This is a genomic window from Spirosoma sp. 48-14, assembly GCF_001898575.1.
In the GTDB taxonomy this organism is placed as follows: domain Bacteria; phylum Bacteroidota; class Bacteroidia; order Cytophagales; family Spirosomataceae; genus Spirosoma.
This window is the reverse complement of the sequence record NZ_MKUD01000063.1, coordinates 422,416-437,554: the sequence shown is the minus strand read 5'-3', so window position 1 is coordinate 437,554 and position 15,139 is coordinate 422,416. Positions and strand designations below refer to the sequence as shown.

At 49.5% G+C, this 15,139-nt stretch carries 16 protein-coding genes; 7 read left to right on the top strand and 9 right to left on the bottom strand.

Features of this window, described 5'->3' with window-relative positions; translation table 11 throughout:
* Positions 1-43: 43 nt before the first annotated feature.
* From BGO59_RS28805 to BGO59_RS28790, 4 genes are all read right to left on the bottom strand, one after another.
* Positions 44-2,236: an alpha-galactosidase gene (locus tag BGO59_RS28805; protein WP_293689671.1), complete on the bottom strand. Its 2,193-nt coding sequence runs from the start codon at positions 2,234-2,236 to the stop codon at positions 44-46.
* A 197-nt stretch (positions 2,237-2,433) separates the two neighbouring features.
* A complete protein-coding gene (locus BGO59_RS28800; protein ID WP_293689668.1) occupies positions 2,434-2,820 on the bottom strand; it encodes a VOC family protein in 387 nt (128 codons plus the stop codon).
* Between the two features lie 49 nt (positions 2,821-2,869).
* Positions 2,870-3,259, bottom strand: a complete 390-nt coding sequence (locus tag BGO59_RS28795) for a helix-turn-helix domain-containing protein (RefSeq protein WP_293689665.1) — start codon at positions 3,257-3,259, stop codon at positions 2,870-2,872.
* Between the two features lie 144 nt (positions 3,260-3,403).
* On the bottom strand, positions 3,404-3,892 hold the full coding sequence (locus tag BGO59_RS28790; RefSeq protein WP_293689662.1) for a hypothetical protein: 489 nt from the start codon (positions 3,890-3,892) through the stop codon (positions 3,404-3,406).
* Between the two features lie 134 nt (positions 3,893-4,026).
* Here BGO59_RS28790 and BGO59_RS28785 point away from each other — a divergent pair, with 134 nt between their 5' ends.
* Entirely contained in the window at positions 4,027-4,761 is a 735-nt protein-coding gene (locus BGO59_RS28785) for a hypothetical protein (protein ID WP_293689659.1), read from the top strand.
* A gap of 72 nt (positions 4,762-4,833) precedes the next feature.
* Here the strand turns inward: BGO59_RS28785 and BGO59_RS28780 are convergent, their stop codons facing one another.
* Complete coding sequence (locus BGO59_RS28780; protein WP_293689656.1) at positions 4,834-7,269, bottom strand: glycoside hydrolase family 20 protein; 2,436 nt, start codon at positions 7,267-7,269, stop codon at positions 4,834-4,836.
* Between the two features lie 351 nt (positions 7,270-7,620).
* Between BGO59_RS28780 and BGO59_RS28775 the strand changes: the two genes are divergently transcribed.
* Positions 7,621-8,952: a lytic transglycosylase domain-containing protein gene (locus BGO59_RS28775; protein WP_293689653.1), complete on the top strand. Its 1,332-nt coding sequence runs from the start codon at positions 7,621-7,623 to the stop codon at positions 8,950-8,952.
* A gap of 90 nt (positions 8,953-9,042) precedes the next feature.
* Here BGO59_RS28775 and BGO59_RS28770 read toward each other — a convergent pair whose 3' ends face one another.
* Complete coding sequence (locus BGO59_RS28770) at positions 9,043-9,972, bottom strand: homoserine kinase (protein WP_293689650.1); 930 nt, start codon at positions 9,970-9,972, stop codon at positions 9,043-9,045.
* 108 nt (positions 9,973-10,080) lie between these two features.
* Positions 10,081-10,500, bottom strand: coding sequence for a hypothetical protein (locus BGO59_RS28765; protein WP_293689648.1), 420 nt, complete (start codon positions 10,498-10,500; stop codon positions 10,081-10,083).
* Between the two features lie 237 nt (positions 10,501-10,737).
* On the opposite strand from BGO59_RS28765, the gene BGO59_RS28760 reads away from it, so the two are divergent.
* On the top strand, positions 10,738-11,100 hold the full coding sequence (locus tag BGO59_RS28760) for a hypothetical protein (protein ID WP_293689645.1): 363 nt from the start codon (positions 10,738-10,740) through the stop codon (positions 11,098-11,100).
* A gap of 69 nt (positions 11,101-11,169) precedes the next feature.
* On the opposite strand, the gene BGO59_RS28755 is transcribed toward BGO59_RS28760, so the two are convergent.
* Positions 11,170-11,649: a hypothetical protein gene (locus BGO59_RS28755; protein WP_293689642.1), complete on the bottom strand. Its 480-nt coding sequence runs from the start codon at positions 11,647-11,649 to the stop codon at positions 11,170-11,172.
* A gap of 164 nt (positions 11,650-11,813) precedes the next feature.
* Positions 11,814-12,380 carry a hypothetical protein gene (locus BGO59_RS28750; protein WP_293689639.1) on the bottom strand — a complete coding sequence of 189 codons (567 nt, stop codon included), beginning with the start codon at positions 12,378-12,380 and terminating at the stop codon, positions 11,814-11,816.
* Positions 12,381-12,523: 143 nt separating this feature from the next.
* Here BGO59_RS28750 and BGO59_RS28745 point away from each other — a divergent pair, with 143 nt between their 5' ends.
* The 4 genes from BGO59_RS28745 to BGO59_RS28730 all read left to right on the top strand — a co-directional run bounded on the left by BGO59_RS28745 (position 12,524) and on the right by BGO59_RS28730 (position 15,129).
* On the top strand, positions 12,524-13,090 hold the full coding sequence (locus BGO59_RS28745) for a Crp/Fnr family transcriptional regulator (RefSeq protein WP_293689636.1): 567 nt from the start codon (positions 12,524-12,526) through the stop codon (positions 13,088-13,090).
* A 76-nt stretch (positions 13,091-13,166) separates the two neighbouring features.
* Positions 13,167-13,517 carry a darcynin family protein gene (locus tag BGO59_RS28740; RefSeq protein WP_293689633.1) on the top strand — a complete coding sequence of 117 codons (351 nt, stop codon included), beginning with the start codon at positions 13,167-13,169 and terminating at the stop codon, positions 13,515-13,517.
* Positions 13,501-14,235: an SDR family oxidoreductase gene (locus tag BGO59_RS28735; RefSeq protein WP_293689630.1), complete on the top strand. Its 735-nt coding sequence runs from the start codon at positions 13,501-13,503 to the stop codon at positions 14,233-14,235. The genes BGO59_RS28740 and BGO59_RS28735 overlap by 17 nt, the downstream gene beginning before the upstream one ends.
* A 39-nt stretch (positions 14,236-14,274) precedes the next feature.
* Positions 14,275-15,129 carry an SDR family oxidoreductase gene (locus BGO59_RS28730; RefSeq protein WP_293689627.1) on the top strand — a complete coding sequence of 285 codons (855 nt, stop codon included), beginning with the start codon at positions 14,275-14,277 and terminating at the stop codon, positions 15,127-15,129.
* Positions 15,130-15,139 lie beyond the last annotated feature (10 nt).

The window sequence follows — 15,139 nt, the reverse complement described above, 5'->3', positions numbered from 1 at the left end:
GTGTTCTATGGCAACTACGAAAGCCTGATCCATAGCCAGCCTACTAGTTTGCTTCGGTCAGTTCCAGTACCACACTGGTTCGGCGGGTGTCAACCTGCGGGTTGAAGCCGATGGTCATCAGGTAATTGCCTGAGTAGGTGGGGCTAGCTGTATTGATAGCGGAGCGTGTGCCCGGATAGACATTGAGTTCCTGAATTTTATACAGCTTGTCGGGGCGCAGGCCCTTCAGTTTAATAGGGGCCTGGCTACCCGCTTTATAGCGATTTTTGACCAGATACGTGAACCAGACCGCCCGATCCTGCTGCTCGCTAATGTACAGGCTAGATGCAACATCGTTTGTATATGGAGACGCCAGCCGGAACAGATCGCCCTGCCAGATGGTGGTTTTGATGCGTTCGTAGGTTTTCAGCGCCTGCTGACTGAACTGTAGTTCGTCGTCGGTTAGTTTACTCACCACAATGTCGTAGCCCAGTTTGCCCATCATGGCTACGTCTGTTCGGAATTTGATCGGCTGTTTTCCCCAGTCGGTTACGTGGTTGCAACTGGCAATGGAGGGGAAAAAATACGAGTAATTCCACTGAATAAAAATCCGCTCCAAGGCATCGGTGTTGTCGCTGGGCCAGTATTCAGTAAAGTACTTCAGCGCCCCATAATCGACTCGGCCACCGCCACCAGAGCAAAGCATCATGGGCAGTGTAGGGTACTTGGCCCGGAGCCGGTCCAGCACTTTGTATAGGCCCAGTACGTAATCGACGTATAGATTCGACTGATTCAGATTGGTAGCCGAATAGGCATTGTAAATGACTGCATTACAATCCCACTTGATAAAGCCCAGCGTTGGGTTTTTGGTAAGTAAGTCATTCACCAGATTGTACACGAAGTCTTGTACTTTCGGATTCGATAGGTCGAGCACCAACTGATTGCGGAAATAATACTCCGACCGATTAGGCAGTTTAATCACCCAATCAGGGTGCTTTTCGTAGAGTTCGCTCTTCGGACTGACCATTTCCGGCTCCAGCCAGATACCGAATTTGATCCCCGCATTCTCAGCTTCTTTTACCAGATAACCCAAGCCATGCGGTAATTTTTTGACGTTCTCCTGCCAGTCGCCCAGGGCCGCGTGGTCGTCGTTGCGGGGGTATTTGTTGCCAAACCAGCCATCGTCGAGCAGGAACAGATCGACGCCCAGTTTTTTACCGTCTTTGAACAGCGAACTTAGTTTTTCTTCGTTGAAATCGAAATAGGTTGCTTCCCAGTTGTTCAGCAGCGTCAGTCGGTTGCCTTCGCCTTGTGGAATACGATGTTTTCGGGCCCAGCGGTGCAAATGGCGACTGGCACCGCCCTTGCCCTGTTGGGAGTAGGTGAACAGAAAAGCCGGGGTGGTAAACTCAACGCCCGGCGCTAAGTTGTAAGCCGATGCATATGGATTAATACCCGGTATAACCCGCAGATTGTGAAGTGGATCGACTTCAAACGCCAACTGATAATTGCCCGACCAGGCCAGGGTTCCCGCAATGACCTCGCCCTGGTCTTCTTCGGCAGGTTGATTGAGGGATACCAGAAACGAAGGCGGCTGGAACAGATCGGCCCGTGTACCGAGTTTGGAATCCAGCACTTTAATGCCTTCGGTCAGCAGCACTTTCGACGGATTCATTTCATTGGCCCAATCGCCGTGGAAGTGTGTCAGGTAATAGTTTTGAGCCGGAATGTAGAGGTTAGCCGATGCGTACTTATGCAGTACAACGGACTTTTTCTCAGTATGTCGGATAGATGACCATTGCTCAATGACATCCTCTTTTTGATACGCCTTATAATACAGCGTCACCTCGAACGGATACTGCGGGTCTTTCAAATAGACTTTGGTAAGTACGACCCCATCGGCTATCGACTGGGTTTCGTGCCGGATATATTTGAGGTCGAGTGAGGGGTTGCCATCGGCATGGGTGACCTGAATCGCTGGTTCCAGCAGGTTACGACCTCCGGCGGGTGTATACACCGAATTATAAATACCCGTATAATCTTCACCCCGCTTCCCGTTGGCTGGAATGGCTGCGTATTCGGTTGTATTGCGAAGTTTGGCTCCCAGATGAACCAGCGTAGGAATCTGCTCTTTGTCGATTCGGATTACCAGCGCCGTTTGGCTGGTTTCGATAATAATATGTGTATCGCCCGGTGCCGCCTGTACCGACAGTACCACCAGCAAAAGGAAGGGTAAGAGGAAATAAGCCAATTTCATAGTTGAAAGAATTCAGACTGCAAAATAGGCATTTACAGGTTACGGTCTTTTCTACAAGCTTTAGTGGAGTATTCAAGTGCCATCGTTGTAAGCCGTACCATCTCAGTAGCTTAACTGGACGAAACGTTGCGACTATCATGGGACTAATTAAAATAGATTGATTTTTATTTGTTTGTGGCTTGCTTGTCTGTTACTAATCAGTTTATCTGATAAATCTGGATATTATTACCACAGGTGTCGGCAAAGACGGCCAGGGTAGTGGTGCCCATTGGAGTGGGAGCCATGCTGAACGAAACGCCTACCTCGGTTAGTCGGCGGTATTCGGCCTCAATATCATCGACCTGAAAAGCGGTCAAAGGAATACCGGCATCGAACAGGGCTTTCTGGTAGGTTTGGGCGGGTGGAAAGCCCATCGGTTCGAGTACGATTTCGGTGCCATCCTGTTCTTCCTGAGAAACAACGGTTAACCATCGATGGTCGCCCAGTGGTATTTCCGTTTTTTTGACGAACCCCAAAATGTTCGTATAAAATTGGAGCGCTTTTTCCTGATCGTCGACCAGCACACTCACCAGTTTGATTCGCATAAAACGAAGTAGTTGTTGAATAGGGCAAAGATCAATCGGAAAACAGCGTTCAGGCTCTCGAAAATTGCTTTTTTTGCTGGTAGGCCAACGGTGTTTGTCTGGTGTATTTTTTAAACAATCCGATAAACGACGTAACGCTTTCAAAATTCAGGGCATGGCAGACCTCGGTCGTCGATAGGCCGGTTTGCAGAAGTTGTTTGGCACGGATAAGTCGCTGTTCGGTGCGATACTGGTGCGGTGTGCGACCGTAACACCGTTTGAAAAGCCGTAGAAAATGAAACTTTGACAGCAACGCGACCTGGGCCATCGTTTCCAGGCTTATCGGCTCGGCCAAGTTGCTATCAATAAACTGTTTCGCCCGGATTATCTGCCTGACCTGATAAGCCGCTGGAAAAACCTGGTCCCGAATGGCAAACACCTGAGTTGCGTAGTATGTCATTACGAATTGAATGAATTATCGATAGAGATACTGTTTAAGAGTTTGTTGAATACTTTTTGTCATTCCGGCCGGAGGGAAAAATGACCAAATCACTCATTTTCACACTTGCGACAAAATCAAGTAAGTTCTAAACCATCCACTCATTCATTTCAGGTAATACTGTTGAATCAAACGCATGGCCTCTTTTTCATCCTGGGCGCAAACATCGCAGAAGGTTCCAACGCCATTGACGGGCCCTTCGTATTGCCAGCTAAACGTTTTTCGGTATTTTTTCTGTTCATCCACTACCTGTAACTGGTTGCCCAATGGTGTTACGTACAACGTATAGTGGTTAGGGAACTGAACCATAAACCCGGCTTTGCTTCCAGGCTGCGATTTGCCGACAAACTGCAAGGGTGTTTCTTTTCGGTCTTTGCCATAGGTGTAGTCGATTGTTGCCCGTTTTTCATTTTTCACCCAAAAGCTAAACGCTTCATAGGTGTCGGTGCCGGGCTGGCCGTAGGCGTAATTTGCCACTTTCATTGGCGACTGTGCAAATGTACTTGTCCCTAAACTTAGTAAAAGCAGAACAATTGATTGTTTTAAGAGCATCGTTCGTGTGTTAAGGTCGTAGAACAGGCTGAGAAGTAGCATACTGCATACACTTGCACGATAGATAAGTAAATTCGACAGGTAGTTGCTTCGCGCTATTTCTTTGTCAAACCAACCCTGTTTTGGGGTAACTGTTTCAAAACCACCGTCGCCAATCGGCTTAAACTAGTCTGCATATGGTAAAAAGTATATTGGTCATTCCTACCTTATCGAGTCTTCTTACGTTCCTTTCTTCGATTGTTTTAGCGCCTACAGATAAGCCGTTTCAGGTGAATGATATTGTGTATGTGCATGCATCCAATAGCCTGACACTCCGAAAAACGGCTTCGAAAGATGGGGTCAAGATTGCTTCGGTGCCAGCCAATGGCGCTGCACTTACAGTGGTGTCTTTACCAGAGCCGGGTAGTTCCTATACTGCTGAAACGATCGGTTCGTTTGCCGTAAAAGGTGGTTGGGTGGCCGTAAAAACGCGTGATGGCCAGCAGGGCTATTTGTTTGACGGGTATCTGTCTCGGTATAAGCCTTTGCAACGCGACAAAATGGATGGCAGTGTTTCGCTGATGGATGCGTTTTATCGGACTATTTCGCCCGTAAAAGGCAAACGGACCACGCTGCCCGCTACCAACGGCACCATTGAACGGTATCAGTACCTGTATGCCGATGGGGCCCGATTTGAAGAACAATATTACGAGGGGGGAGCAACCCAGCTACTGGAACTGCCGAAGGAAAAGTTTACCATGCAGGAGGTGCTGGTACTATTCCGTACAGCCTGGTTTGGCAAAGAAAAGACGAAAGGAACTTATGACGCTGCCAAACAGCAACTGACCATCGATGGCGAAGGCGGGTATTCTCAATTGATTATCCAGCCCAAAGGCAATCGCTGGAATCTCAAATTTTCGACGGCTGATTAACCTATAGAACGCATATCTCTTAACCTGTGTAAATCATATGGATCATAAAAATCTGCGTTCTATCATCCCGGATCAATTGACCTCAAGCTCATCCACCGCCAGCTGGGCAGGTTTACCCGGATTGCGCAACCCCGCCGGTACCAGATTGACATTGTGAGCGATGATACGAATGTAACGGGCCTGAGTAGGAGCGAAATCGAATGGGAGCCGGACAAAACCGCGTTTGCCCCCTTCGGCTGCGTTGGTTTTTGCCGTTAGTACTGGTGTGAATGTTTTGCCATCCTCCGATACCGATAAGTCGACCTGTTTGGGCAGGCAAAGGTTTCGAGCGGTGTATTTCAGGAAGCCTACCCGAACGCGTTCGACCGTTTCTGATTTCCCAAGATCGACAATCACGTTGAAATCGTTCCTGAACGCCACAACTCCGGCCACTTCATACCCGCCCACACTGCCGGTGTTACCATCGGTAAGGCTATATCCCCTGTCGGGTCGTCCGCTGGTGGGGGCATTGAGCAGGGTGTAGGGTTTTCCTGTCGCTTTCGAAACAATAAAGTCTTTCTCAACCTTGGCGGATTGACTGACTGGTTTGCCCATCGAGAAGGTTGCCGTTCGAATAGTGGTGGATTGGGTGAGAAGGATGGGCTTATCGTATTGGGGTGATTCGCTGGATGGGATTGTGCCATTGGTTGTGTACCGGATGTTTTGAATCAGATTACCCATTGCTGGATCGGTAGGTATCAGGCTTACCTCAAGCTGTCTTTCGGCAGTGGGTTTGGCTATTGGTAATGCATCGAAGATCGTACGGCTATAGGACACATTCAGGTAATCCAGGCGCGTAAAATGGGCCATGAGCCGACGCAGAAAATCGGGGTAATTCTTCTGGGCCAGCGGTGTCCAGACGACTTCCGCCAGAGCAGCCGCGCGGGGCCAAAGCATGTATTCGGCCTGTTGCGGTGTCGGAATGTACTCAGTCCACAAATTACCTTGTGCTCCCAGAATATGCGATGCTTCTTCGGACGTCAACCCGGCAGGTGTAGGATCGTAACTGTATACGCTGGCCAGGGGCAGCGAGCCGCCGAAACCCGTCGGTTCCTGTTGCGGATCGCCCTGTAAATGATCGAAGTAACAGAACTGACCGGGTGTCATAATGACATCGTGATGCTGACGTGCCGCCTGAATTCCTCCCCGAATACCCCGCCAGCACATCACGGTAGCTTGAGCCGACAGCCGAAGTTTGGGGCTGGCCCCTTCCAGAATTTCGTCCCACCCGATGATTCGACGGCCTTTCGAGCTAACAAACTGATCGATTCGCTTGATGAAATAGCGTTGTAATTCGTTCGCATTTTTTAGTTTTTCCCGCTTTATCAGTTGCTGGCAAAACGCACTTTGGCGCCAAGTACTCTTCGGGCATTCGTCACCCCCAATATGAATGTACTGGCCTGGAAATAAGGCCATAACCTCGGTAAGTACATCTTCCAGAAACGCGAACGTTTTTTCTGTCGGGCAGAACACATCACCAAACACCCCCCATTTGGTCGCCACCTGATACCCTTTTTGAGGTGAACAGCCCAATTCGGGATAGGATGCCAAAGCGGCCGTCGCATGACCTGGTAGTTCGATCTCGGGAACGATTGTGATGTAGCGCGAAGCAGCATACCGAACTACTTCGCGAATATCGTCCTGCGTGTAATAGCCACCATAGGGTTTTCCGTCGAACACCTGCGGATCGTACTCGTCGTAGTGCCCCAGGATGGTCTCGCTCCGGTGTGAACCGATCTGCGTCAGTTTCGGGTACTTTTTAATTTCAATGCGCCAACCCTGGTCGTCTGTCAAATGCCAGTGGAAGGCATTGAACTTGTGGAGCGCCATCAGATCGAGGTATTTTTTGAGAAAATCCACCGAAAAGAAGTGCCGCCCTACATCCAGATGCATACCCCGATACGAATAGCGCGGTTTGTCCTGAATGTGGCAGGCTGGAACCGGCAGCGTGAGGAGCATAGGGCTCTGAGCTGGTGAGTTGCCTTCCAGTAAACTCCCTATACCTTTAGCGCCAGCCCCTGTACGTACTACAATCGGTGGAAGTAGTTGATATAAGGTCTGTATGGCATAAAAAAAACCTTTAGGGGTAGTGGCCTGTACTGTAATCTGCCTGGGCGTAATGTCGAGGTGATAACCTTCCAGGCCCATTGTGCTGTCGCGAAGCGGGAGGAATTGAATGAGGTTCGTTCCGGAAGTCTGCCCTGGCAAGGCAACCTGGGTCGTTGGCCTGACGCCAAGGCTAATCCCCGTACTTCGGCTGACCTGGAGAGCGAACTGGTCTGCAATCGACTTCAATTCTGTATCCGTAGCCGGTACTAGAATCGTGGTTGTATGATCAATGATGAACTCACCCGCCTGGGGCTCTAACTGGGCTGGTTGGGGGATAATTGTGTACCGATCGGTCGTTTGGCAAAAGGTGGGAGACCAGAGAAAATACAGCGCAACGAATACTAAAAAGCGGGTAATCATAATTGGATTTCACGAATTGAGGCTAAAATGTTGTTTTTCTTAGCCCACATTTGTACTTTTACGAACACAATGGCCATCCGCCACCCGTTGGCCAGATTTTTCGGCGTTTTTTTCGCCTTCTATTAGACAGCAACTGGGCCTCCCAGTCTCCTACTACTGACTCAACGAATTCAACGATTGGTTCTTTTATAACGATCGTTTCCTGAAAATACGTTAGCACTGTTCAGCAAAGAGTTTTAATGCGGCTGCTGAATGAGTGGGTTGTTGCACGGAAGTATAAAGCCGCGTATGTATCGAGTGCCGTTCAGGCTGAGCGGCTGAGTAGGTATCCATCGTAACCCATAGTTGTTAATGGCGAAACTATCCCTGATAGTGGCGGCTGGACTTGTCGGCGTCACGTTAATGTTTTCATCGGCAGTTGCCCAAACTAACTCACTACTTGCCCTAAATGTTGCTGCGCCTGTAAAAGCACTGGCTACTCACCTGAAAGGGGCCAGCAATGATGAAAGCCCAGTCCACTTCTGTGGAGAAATTATTCCAATCAATCAACCTGCCATTGTACAGCGTTGGATTCGGACGTTGAACCAGCAGGCTTCTTACGCAGAAGATCTCACTATATTAAAACGACGGGCGGCCGTTGTGTTTCCACTCATTGAGCCTATTCTGAAGCAGTACCGGATTCCATCTGATTTTAAGTTTCTCCCCTTACTTGAGAGCGCCGTTACCAACCACGCCGTGTCGAGGAAAGGGGCGGCCGGTTTCTGGCAGTTGATGCCTCAGACAGCCCAGTCGCTTGGGTTAAATGTATCGCGTCGGCGTGATGAACGGTTCAACCTGGTTAAAGCGACCCACGCAGCTTGCCGGTATATCAATGATTTATACGACCAGTTGGGCTCCTGGATGCTGGTTGCTACGGCCTATAATGCAGGGCCTAATTATATCCAGCAGCTCACCCGTCAGCACCCCAACGTTCACCCCATGGCGTTGCCGTACCGCGCTGCTGAAACCAAAGCGTATTTGTATCAGACGGTCGCTATAAAGGAACTCCTTACCCGCCCGCAAAATTATCGGGATCGCTTAAGTAGTCGGCATTTGGCCGCCCTCAGTAATGGCCTGGAGGCCATTGCATCGGCTGAGCGGGCAACTATCCTGTCCTCGTTTGATATTGATGAAAAAACGTTTGAAAGTCTGGCGTCCAATCGGTTGTCAACGACTGGTGAAGAGGATGGGCCCGTGTTTGTGAGCGATTCAACGACCAATGTCGTGCTACTGACCGATGACGAAGAAACGGAGCCTGAACGTAAATCCGAAGTGTCGGTAACAACGACAGAACCAGCTGCTCCTGTTGAAAAAGCCGCGTCGCCATCGTCGTCTGTTGTCCGGCTGGTGACTCGAAGCCTGAGCGAAGGGCCCGTAACGGAAGGGCAACTCTGTATGTTCCAGGTAGTACAGCCTGTTACGCTCAATGGTCGCACTTTTGCCGTGGGCGATCTAATTCAGGCGCATGTCGAGATCATTGATCCGGGTTCGGGGCGGGTCTTCCTCCGTACTGACCGCTTGACTTCCGCTCAAACTCAGCAGGTTTCTCCCCTAAAACTGGTCGCTACTGAACAGCCCAAACAACCCGGTGTTTCCCGCCCATCCCGACTGGATGGCTGGCAATTGACGTGGGAAGAATTGTAATGATTGAATTGTTGAATGATTGAGTTGCTGAATGATTGAATAGGGTATGCGTCCGCTATTCAATCATTCAACAATTCAACAATTCAATCATTATAAAACTTTCGGTCCTTGTTTGTTGATTTCGGACACGTAGGCCTCGCTGGTGATACCGACCGACAAGAAGGCTTGTTGCATGGCAGCACCAATTTGTTCGGCCGTTTGTGCGTCCCGGCTGAGGGCAAACATCGAAGGACCTGAACCTGAAATACTACAACCTAATGCGCCATTATCCAGGGCAGCCTGTTTGGCTTCATTAAATTCGGGAATCAGAATGGAACGTACCGGCTCAATAATCACATCGACCAGTGAGCGGCTGATGAGGTCGTAATCCGGGGTCATCAAACCAGCAATTAGCCCGGCTACATTACCCATTTGAGTGATGGTGTTTTTCAGCGATACCTCGTTCTTCAGAATAAACCGGGCATCTTTCGTGTTGACCTCAATGTCGGGATGAACGAGCGTACAGTATAAGTTGGCTGGGGTATCGATCCGAATGACGTCCAGTGGCTGGTAGCTCCGAACAACCACAAAACCACCCAGTAAGGAGGGGCCAACGTTATCGGCATGGGCTGACCCACACGCAATTCGTTCGCCTTCCATCGCAAAAGGTAGCAACTTTATGACGGGGAGTGGGCGCCCAAGGAGTTCGTTGACCGCAAACACACCGGCTACCGCACTAGCCGCACTAGACCCAAGCCCACTACCGAGTGGCATTTGCTTATGCAGCAAAATATCGAGGCCGAGATCGGTGCGGTTAATGTGTTTGAGGTAGGTCTGTATAGAAATACCAGCCGTATTGCGGCTCGCTTCGCGCGGTAAACGACCTTCATCACCCAGAATATCGGTAATTCGAACGCCGGGTTCCTCGCTAATAGTAAGGGTAATTTGATCGCCGGGATTATCAACAGCAAATCCAAAAATATCGAACCCGCAGGCCACATTGGCCACCGTAGCGGGAGCAAACACACGAATAGAATCCACGATAGAAGAATCAACGAAGCGCAAAGGTAAGCATTTGACCCAAAAATCAAGGTTTCTGGTGTTTCTCGTTGCTTTTCAGTTCGTTAGTTACCAGCCGGCCCAGGCGTTCTATCTGATTCGTAAAAATCCCAAATGACAACCTTCATAACAGGATTGATACAGGCGGAGGGTATCACCTTTTAGAATCATCCGTTCTGAGTAGTTGGCCGTACTGGGCAAAAAACGCATAAGAATTTCACTGCCGGTTGTGTCGATTCGAAACTGGCTGAATGGCTGATAATTGATCAGACCGCTGCCCTGAACCTGTACATGCCCGTCGGCCGAAAACGTCAGTGTCTGCGCTGGTTTAGCCGGAATTGGGTCGAGGTAATAACCCGCCCCTGATGAGTAGCCTCGTTCAAACCATTGCCAGGTTCCAGGCAGCCCCTGGCCAGCTACAGGTGTAATTGGGTCATCCGGAATTATATCCTCCGACAACTGGCAATGGGTTAGGCTGAAGAGTAGTAAGAAGGCGACCAAACGGTTCATAACGATGCATATTTATAGTAAGACCTTTTATCCTAGCTAGTAGTTGGAAGCACTTAACTGTCGTATAAGCGTTATTACTTACTTATAGTTAATGTAAATCATTGATTGTTAGCTTATTGTGCTTAAATTTTTTAGGATTAATTTTTCGTTAAAAGTGCCACGTTTAGCTAGTAGTTCGCGTAAGGCTTTTACAGGATATAAAACGAAATACTGATTTATTCCCTAAACAATACGCCAATGAAGAAATTAATTGTATCAGGCTGCGTAGTAACCGCTTTGCTGGTTGGGTATGCCTGCACAAAAAGCTCGGACCTATCGCCCGATTCGACGAACGCGGCCCGTACTAGTGCCACGACCAGTGGAACGGCTACCGGGCCTCATTCGGGCACTGATACGCCCCCGCATAGCGGTACGGATGGGCACGGTCCCGGTGGGCCTCGCCCCCCACACAGTGGAACGGCTACCGGGCCTCATTCGGGCACCGATACACCTCCCCACAGTGGTACGGATGGCCCACCGCATAGTGGTACGGCTACACCACCCGCTAGTGGAACCGGAGGCCCAGGACACCCACCTCATGGCCCCAAACATGGCGGCTAGTTAATTCGTTAAAAAAAGCAGCCTGACTTAACATGAGTCAGGCTGCTTTTTTTAACGAATTGCCCCGAGCTATTCACCAAACAACTGGTTCCAAACACCTTTGGCTTTTTCTTTGGCAACTTCGATCTGGAGAGCAGCTTCAGCCTTTAGCTCATCCAACTTAGCCTGAGCAGCTTCCAGTTGTACGGCGGCATCGGCTTTCAACTCATCGAATTTATCCTCGGCAGCATCTGATAATTCATCGGCTTTGGCCGAAGCTGCGGCAAAAACGGTTTCGGCTTGGGCCTGTAGATTAGCGAGGTTTTCGGCTGTAGACGCTTTGGCGGCCTCAAAATGCTCCGTTGCCTTGGCTTTGATCCCTTCAATGTCAATGTCTTTGCCAAACTCCTGGGCCTGTGCCACTAGTTTATCTTTTAGTTCATCGAGCTGGGCAGCCGTGTCATCAAGGTGTTGGCTGGCTTCCGTTTTGAAGGCTTCTAATTTTTCTGCGGCTGTTGCTTTAGCGGCCTGAGCCTGCTCGGTAGCCTTTGCCTTATCATTCGTATCCATAGGATGTTTTGTGGGATGTTGGTAATGGGCGAAAGTTGACGAGAAACAAGAGGAAAAGCAAGGGGAAGCGGGAGGAAAGGAGGTAGGGGAGGAGAAGAAGAAAGGCGGAGTGATAAAAGGCGATAGTAAGTGTCTTTATTCTCGCTCCTCTCTTTCTGCTTCGCTTATCCTAACCTTCTTACGATTAACGTGTTGACTAGTTCAAACAGACCGGCTGGTTTTAGGGTCCGCCAGTTGGCAATGTCGAGCGTACCACCGAAGTTGATGTAATAGTCGAGGTGGTATTTCTTCCATTCACGTTCAATGAACTCCGGCGAATGAATGGCTGCAATCCAGCCGTCTTCCACATCTTCGAACCACTCCTCGTAATAGCTGTCGTCGGAGCCGTGGAAGTTGAGGATGTTTTCCGTGACGAGAATAAAATACTTAATTCCCTCACCAACGAGCGGATCGACCACCTGTCTTTTCAAATACATAATATCGTTATGTAAGGTGTCGTTCCATTCCCCAAAGAGTTCGATAACCACAAACTCACGGTCGTAATTGGCGAACAGAATCTTGCAATACAGCGTTTCAGAGCCTATTTCATCCCATAGCGGGTGGATGTAATAGCCATAAATCGTGTTCTCGTATTGCTGCATATTGTACTCACGCTCGTGAAATGGCGATCGCTCATCTTCCGAAGCGTTGTAGTACTTTTCCCAACCATAAAACGGCTCAATGTCCTGCATTTCTTAAAGAGCGAATGAGTGAAAGAGTGGATGAGTGATTCGCAGAAAAGCTTTCACTCATCCACTCTTTCACTCATTCGCTCTTTAAATCGGTAACTCAATTTACAACGAATTGGTTGACTGAATCGCGTACTTTGCGGAATATGGAAACGTTGTTTCGTCAACTCGATCGATTAGTTGCACTTACACCAGAAGCAAAGGCTGCATTTGGCCGATTATTCACCCCTCAGCTCCTGGCTAAGCATGAATTTTTTGTGCGGGCTGGCGATAGCACCCATAGCGTCGCCTTTGTCATAAGCGGAATTTTTCGATGCTTCGCTACGTCGCCCGATGGAGTCGAATACAACAAAACGTTTTTCATCGAAAATGACCTGATGGGTATTTATTATGCCCTGTTACTTAATCGTCCAAGTCCTTTGTCGGTTCAGGCTTTAACCCCTTGTTCAGTATTGACGGCCGATTTTCGACAAATTGAAGCGTTGTACGATGAACACCCGACTATTGAACGGCTGGCTCGTAAGCAGGCCGAACACCTGTTTCTGATTAAAGAGCAGCGAGAAATCGATCTGGTCATGCTGGATGCTAAAGCCCGTTACGAAAAATTTAAGTGCAATTTCCCTGCCATCGAGCAGGCCATTCCGCAGTACCATATTGCCTCGCACCTGGGCATTACCCCAACGCAGCTAAGCCGGATTCGGGCCGATCGGTAAACACATTTCTTTACCTATGTAAATGCCTGGCCAGTTATGGGATGCTTGTTTTGTCATAACCAATTAAAACTTGTTTATGACAACGTACACCATCTTTGTGCTATACCGAGCTTTACCTGCCTGGCTGCAACTAACACGCGCAGAGCGTAATGCCATTTTTACAGCCGAAGTAGCTCCTGTGCTGGTAAGTTACCAGTCGCAGGTGTCGAGCCGCTTATTTGATGCTGAGGCCTTTCACGCCCGTGTGTCGGACGTGCTGCTGATTTCTTGTACGGATTTACGACACTACTATTTTCTGATAGAGTCCCTGCGCGATACATCGCTGTTTGGGAAACCCTACATTGAACTGGTCGATGTGATTGTGTCGGTCGAAAACGGTTTTCGGGAATTTGAAGCCAGCCAGCAACGCCATGAAATTAACGAATAAAACCATTCTGCTGACCGGAGGAACGTCGGGGGTAGGGCTGGCGCTTCTGCATAGCCTATATAACCGTGGAAATCGGCTGGTAGTGGTTGGGCGAAACGAAAAACGAATGGCTGAGCTGCGCGATGGCTACCCCGATGCTACTTTCCTTTCGTGTAATTTGTCAGTGCCTTCGGAGGTAGCGGACCTGATTCAAACGGTTCAGGAGCGTTTTCCAGACTGCTCGGTTTTAATCAACAACGCTGGAGTGCAGTTCAATTACCTCCTCGGCGACGACGCTTCGGGTCAGTCAAGAATTGGTAGTGAAATCCAGGTCAATCTGACGGCCGCAATTCAACTCTGCGATGCCTTGCTTCCTCAGTTACGCCAGCAACCCGAAGCGGCTATTGTAAACATCACATCGGGATTAGGTATTTCGCCCAAACGGTCGGCTCCGGTTTATTCGGCTACGAAAGCGGGTTTGCAGGTACTCACGAAAGCCTTACGGTATCAGTTAGAAGATTCAACGGTGCAGGTTGTCGATGTTGTGCTTCCGCTGGTCGATACGCCCATGACTACCGGACGAGGCAGGGGAAAGATTTCGCCCAAACAAGTAGCCGATGAACTGATTCGGGGGGTAGAACATGGGCGGCAGGTCGTGAATGTTGGGAAAGTGAAGCTGTTTCGGATTATTCACCGCCTGGTTCCCGGACTTGCCGACCGGATGCTGAAAAATGGCTGATGAATGCCTGACTTAAGGAGTTCCGCGTAGCTTTACGTCATGAAAGCGATCAGTAAGACTATTCTGATAACAGGGGTATCGACCGGCATTGGCTATGGAGCCGCCAAACACTTCATCGGTCGCGGCTACACGGTATTCGGCAGTGTCCGTAAACTACAGGATGGCGATCAACTGAAGGCCGAATTTGGCCCTCTGTTTGAACCGCTCGTATTTGATGTGACTGATTCGGAAGCTGTTTCGAACGCTGCCGACTACCTAACCCAACGGCTGGCGGGTAGCGGGCTGGGTGGGTTAGTCAATAATGCGGGCGTTGCTTTTGGCGGTCCTGTACAATACCAGCCGATGGATGTTTTCAGGCAGCATTTTGATGTCAACGTGGTTGGCCTGGTACAGGTAACGCAGGCATTTCTGCCATTACTGGGCGCTAGGCCTGATCACCCCGTTCAACCTGGTCGTATTCTGAACATCAGTTCGGTAAACGGGGAAGTGGCGATTCCCTTTATGAGCGCGTACGTGGGATCGAAGTTTGCCGTCGAAGGGTTTTCGCATAGCCTGCGCCGGGAACTGGCTTTGTTTGGGATCAAGGTGATTATTGTCGGCCCTGGTGCGGTAAAAACACCCATTTGGAGTAAAGGAACGGATATGAGTGCTTATCAGGCTACACCCTATTATCCGGCCATGCAATGGTTTTTGAAACAGGTCGAAACGTCCGAAGCGGATGGCTTTTCGGTCGATTACCTAGGCGAACGTATCGTAGCTATTCATGAAACGGCACGGCCCAGAATTCGCTATGCCATTGTACCGAATAAGTTGATAGGCTGGCTAATACCCCGGCTCCCCACCCGACTCGTCGACTGGATTGTGGGACGCATAAGCGGACTGAAGAAATCATAAATCACCAGGG

Coding starts and splice junctions, on each gene's coding strand:
- BGO59_RS28805 (WP_293689671.1), bottom strand. CDS start 2,236: ATGAAATTGGCTTATTTCCTCTTACCCTTCCTTTTGCTGGTGGTACTG.
- BGO59_RS28800 (WP_293689668.1), bottom strand. CDS start 2,820: ATGCGAATCAAACTGGTGAGTGTGCTGGTCGACGATCAGGAAAAAGCG.
- BGO59_RS28795 (WP_293689665.1), bottom strand. CDS start 3,259: ATGACATACTACGCAACTCAGGTGTTTGCCATTCGGGACCAGGTTTTT.
- BGO59_RS28790 (WP_293689662.1), bottom strand. CDS start 3,892: ATGCTACTTCTCAGCCTGTTCTACGACCTTAACACACGAACGATGCTC.
- BGO59_RS28785 (WP_293689659.1), top strand. CDS start 4,027: ATGGTAAAAAGTATATTGGTCATTCCTACCTTATCGAGTCTTCTTACG.
- BGO59_RS28780 (WP_293689656.1), bottom strand. CDS start 7,269: ATGATTACCCGCTTTTTAGTATTCGTTGCGCTGTATTTTCTCTGGTCT.
- BGO59_RS28775 (WP_293689653.1), top strand. CDS start 7,621: ATGGCGAAACTATCCCTGATAGTGGCGGCTGGACTTGTCGGCGTCACG.
- BGO59_RS28765 (WP_293689648.1), bottom strand. CDS start 10,500: ATGAACCGTTTGGTCGCCTTCTTACTACTCTTCAGCCTAACCCATTGC.
- BGO59_RS28760 (WP_293689645.1), top strand. CDS start 10,738: ATGAAGAAATTAATTGTATCAGGCTGCGTAGTAACCGCTTTGCTGGTT.
- BGO59_RS28755 (WP_293689642.1), bottom strand. CDS start 11,649: ATGGATACGAATGATAAGGCAAAGGCTACCGAGCAGGCTCAGGCCGCT.
- BGO59_RS28750 (WP_293689639.1), bottom strand. CDS start 12,380: ATGCAGGACATTGAGCCGTTTTATGGTTGGGAAAAGTACTACAACGCT.
- BGO59_RS28745 (WP_293689636.1), top strand. CDS start 12,524: ATGGAAACGTTGTTTCGTCAACTCGATCGATTAGTTGCACTTACACCA.
- BGO59_RS28740 (WP_293689633.1), top strand. CDS start 13,167: ATGACAACGTACACCATCTTTGTGCTATACCGAGCTTTACCTGCCTGG.
- BGO59_RS28735 (WP_293689630.1), top strand. CDS start 13,501: ATGAAATTAACGAATAAAACCATTCTGCTGACCGGAGGAACGTCGGGG.
- BGO59_RS28730 (WP_293689627.1), top strand. CDS start 14,275: ATGAAAGCGATCAGTAAGACTATTCTGATAACAGGGGTATCGACCGGC.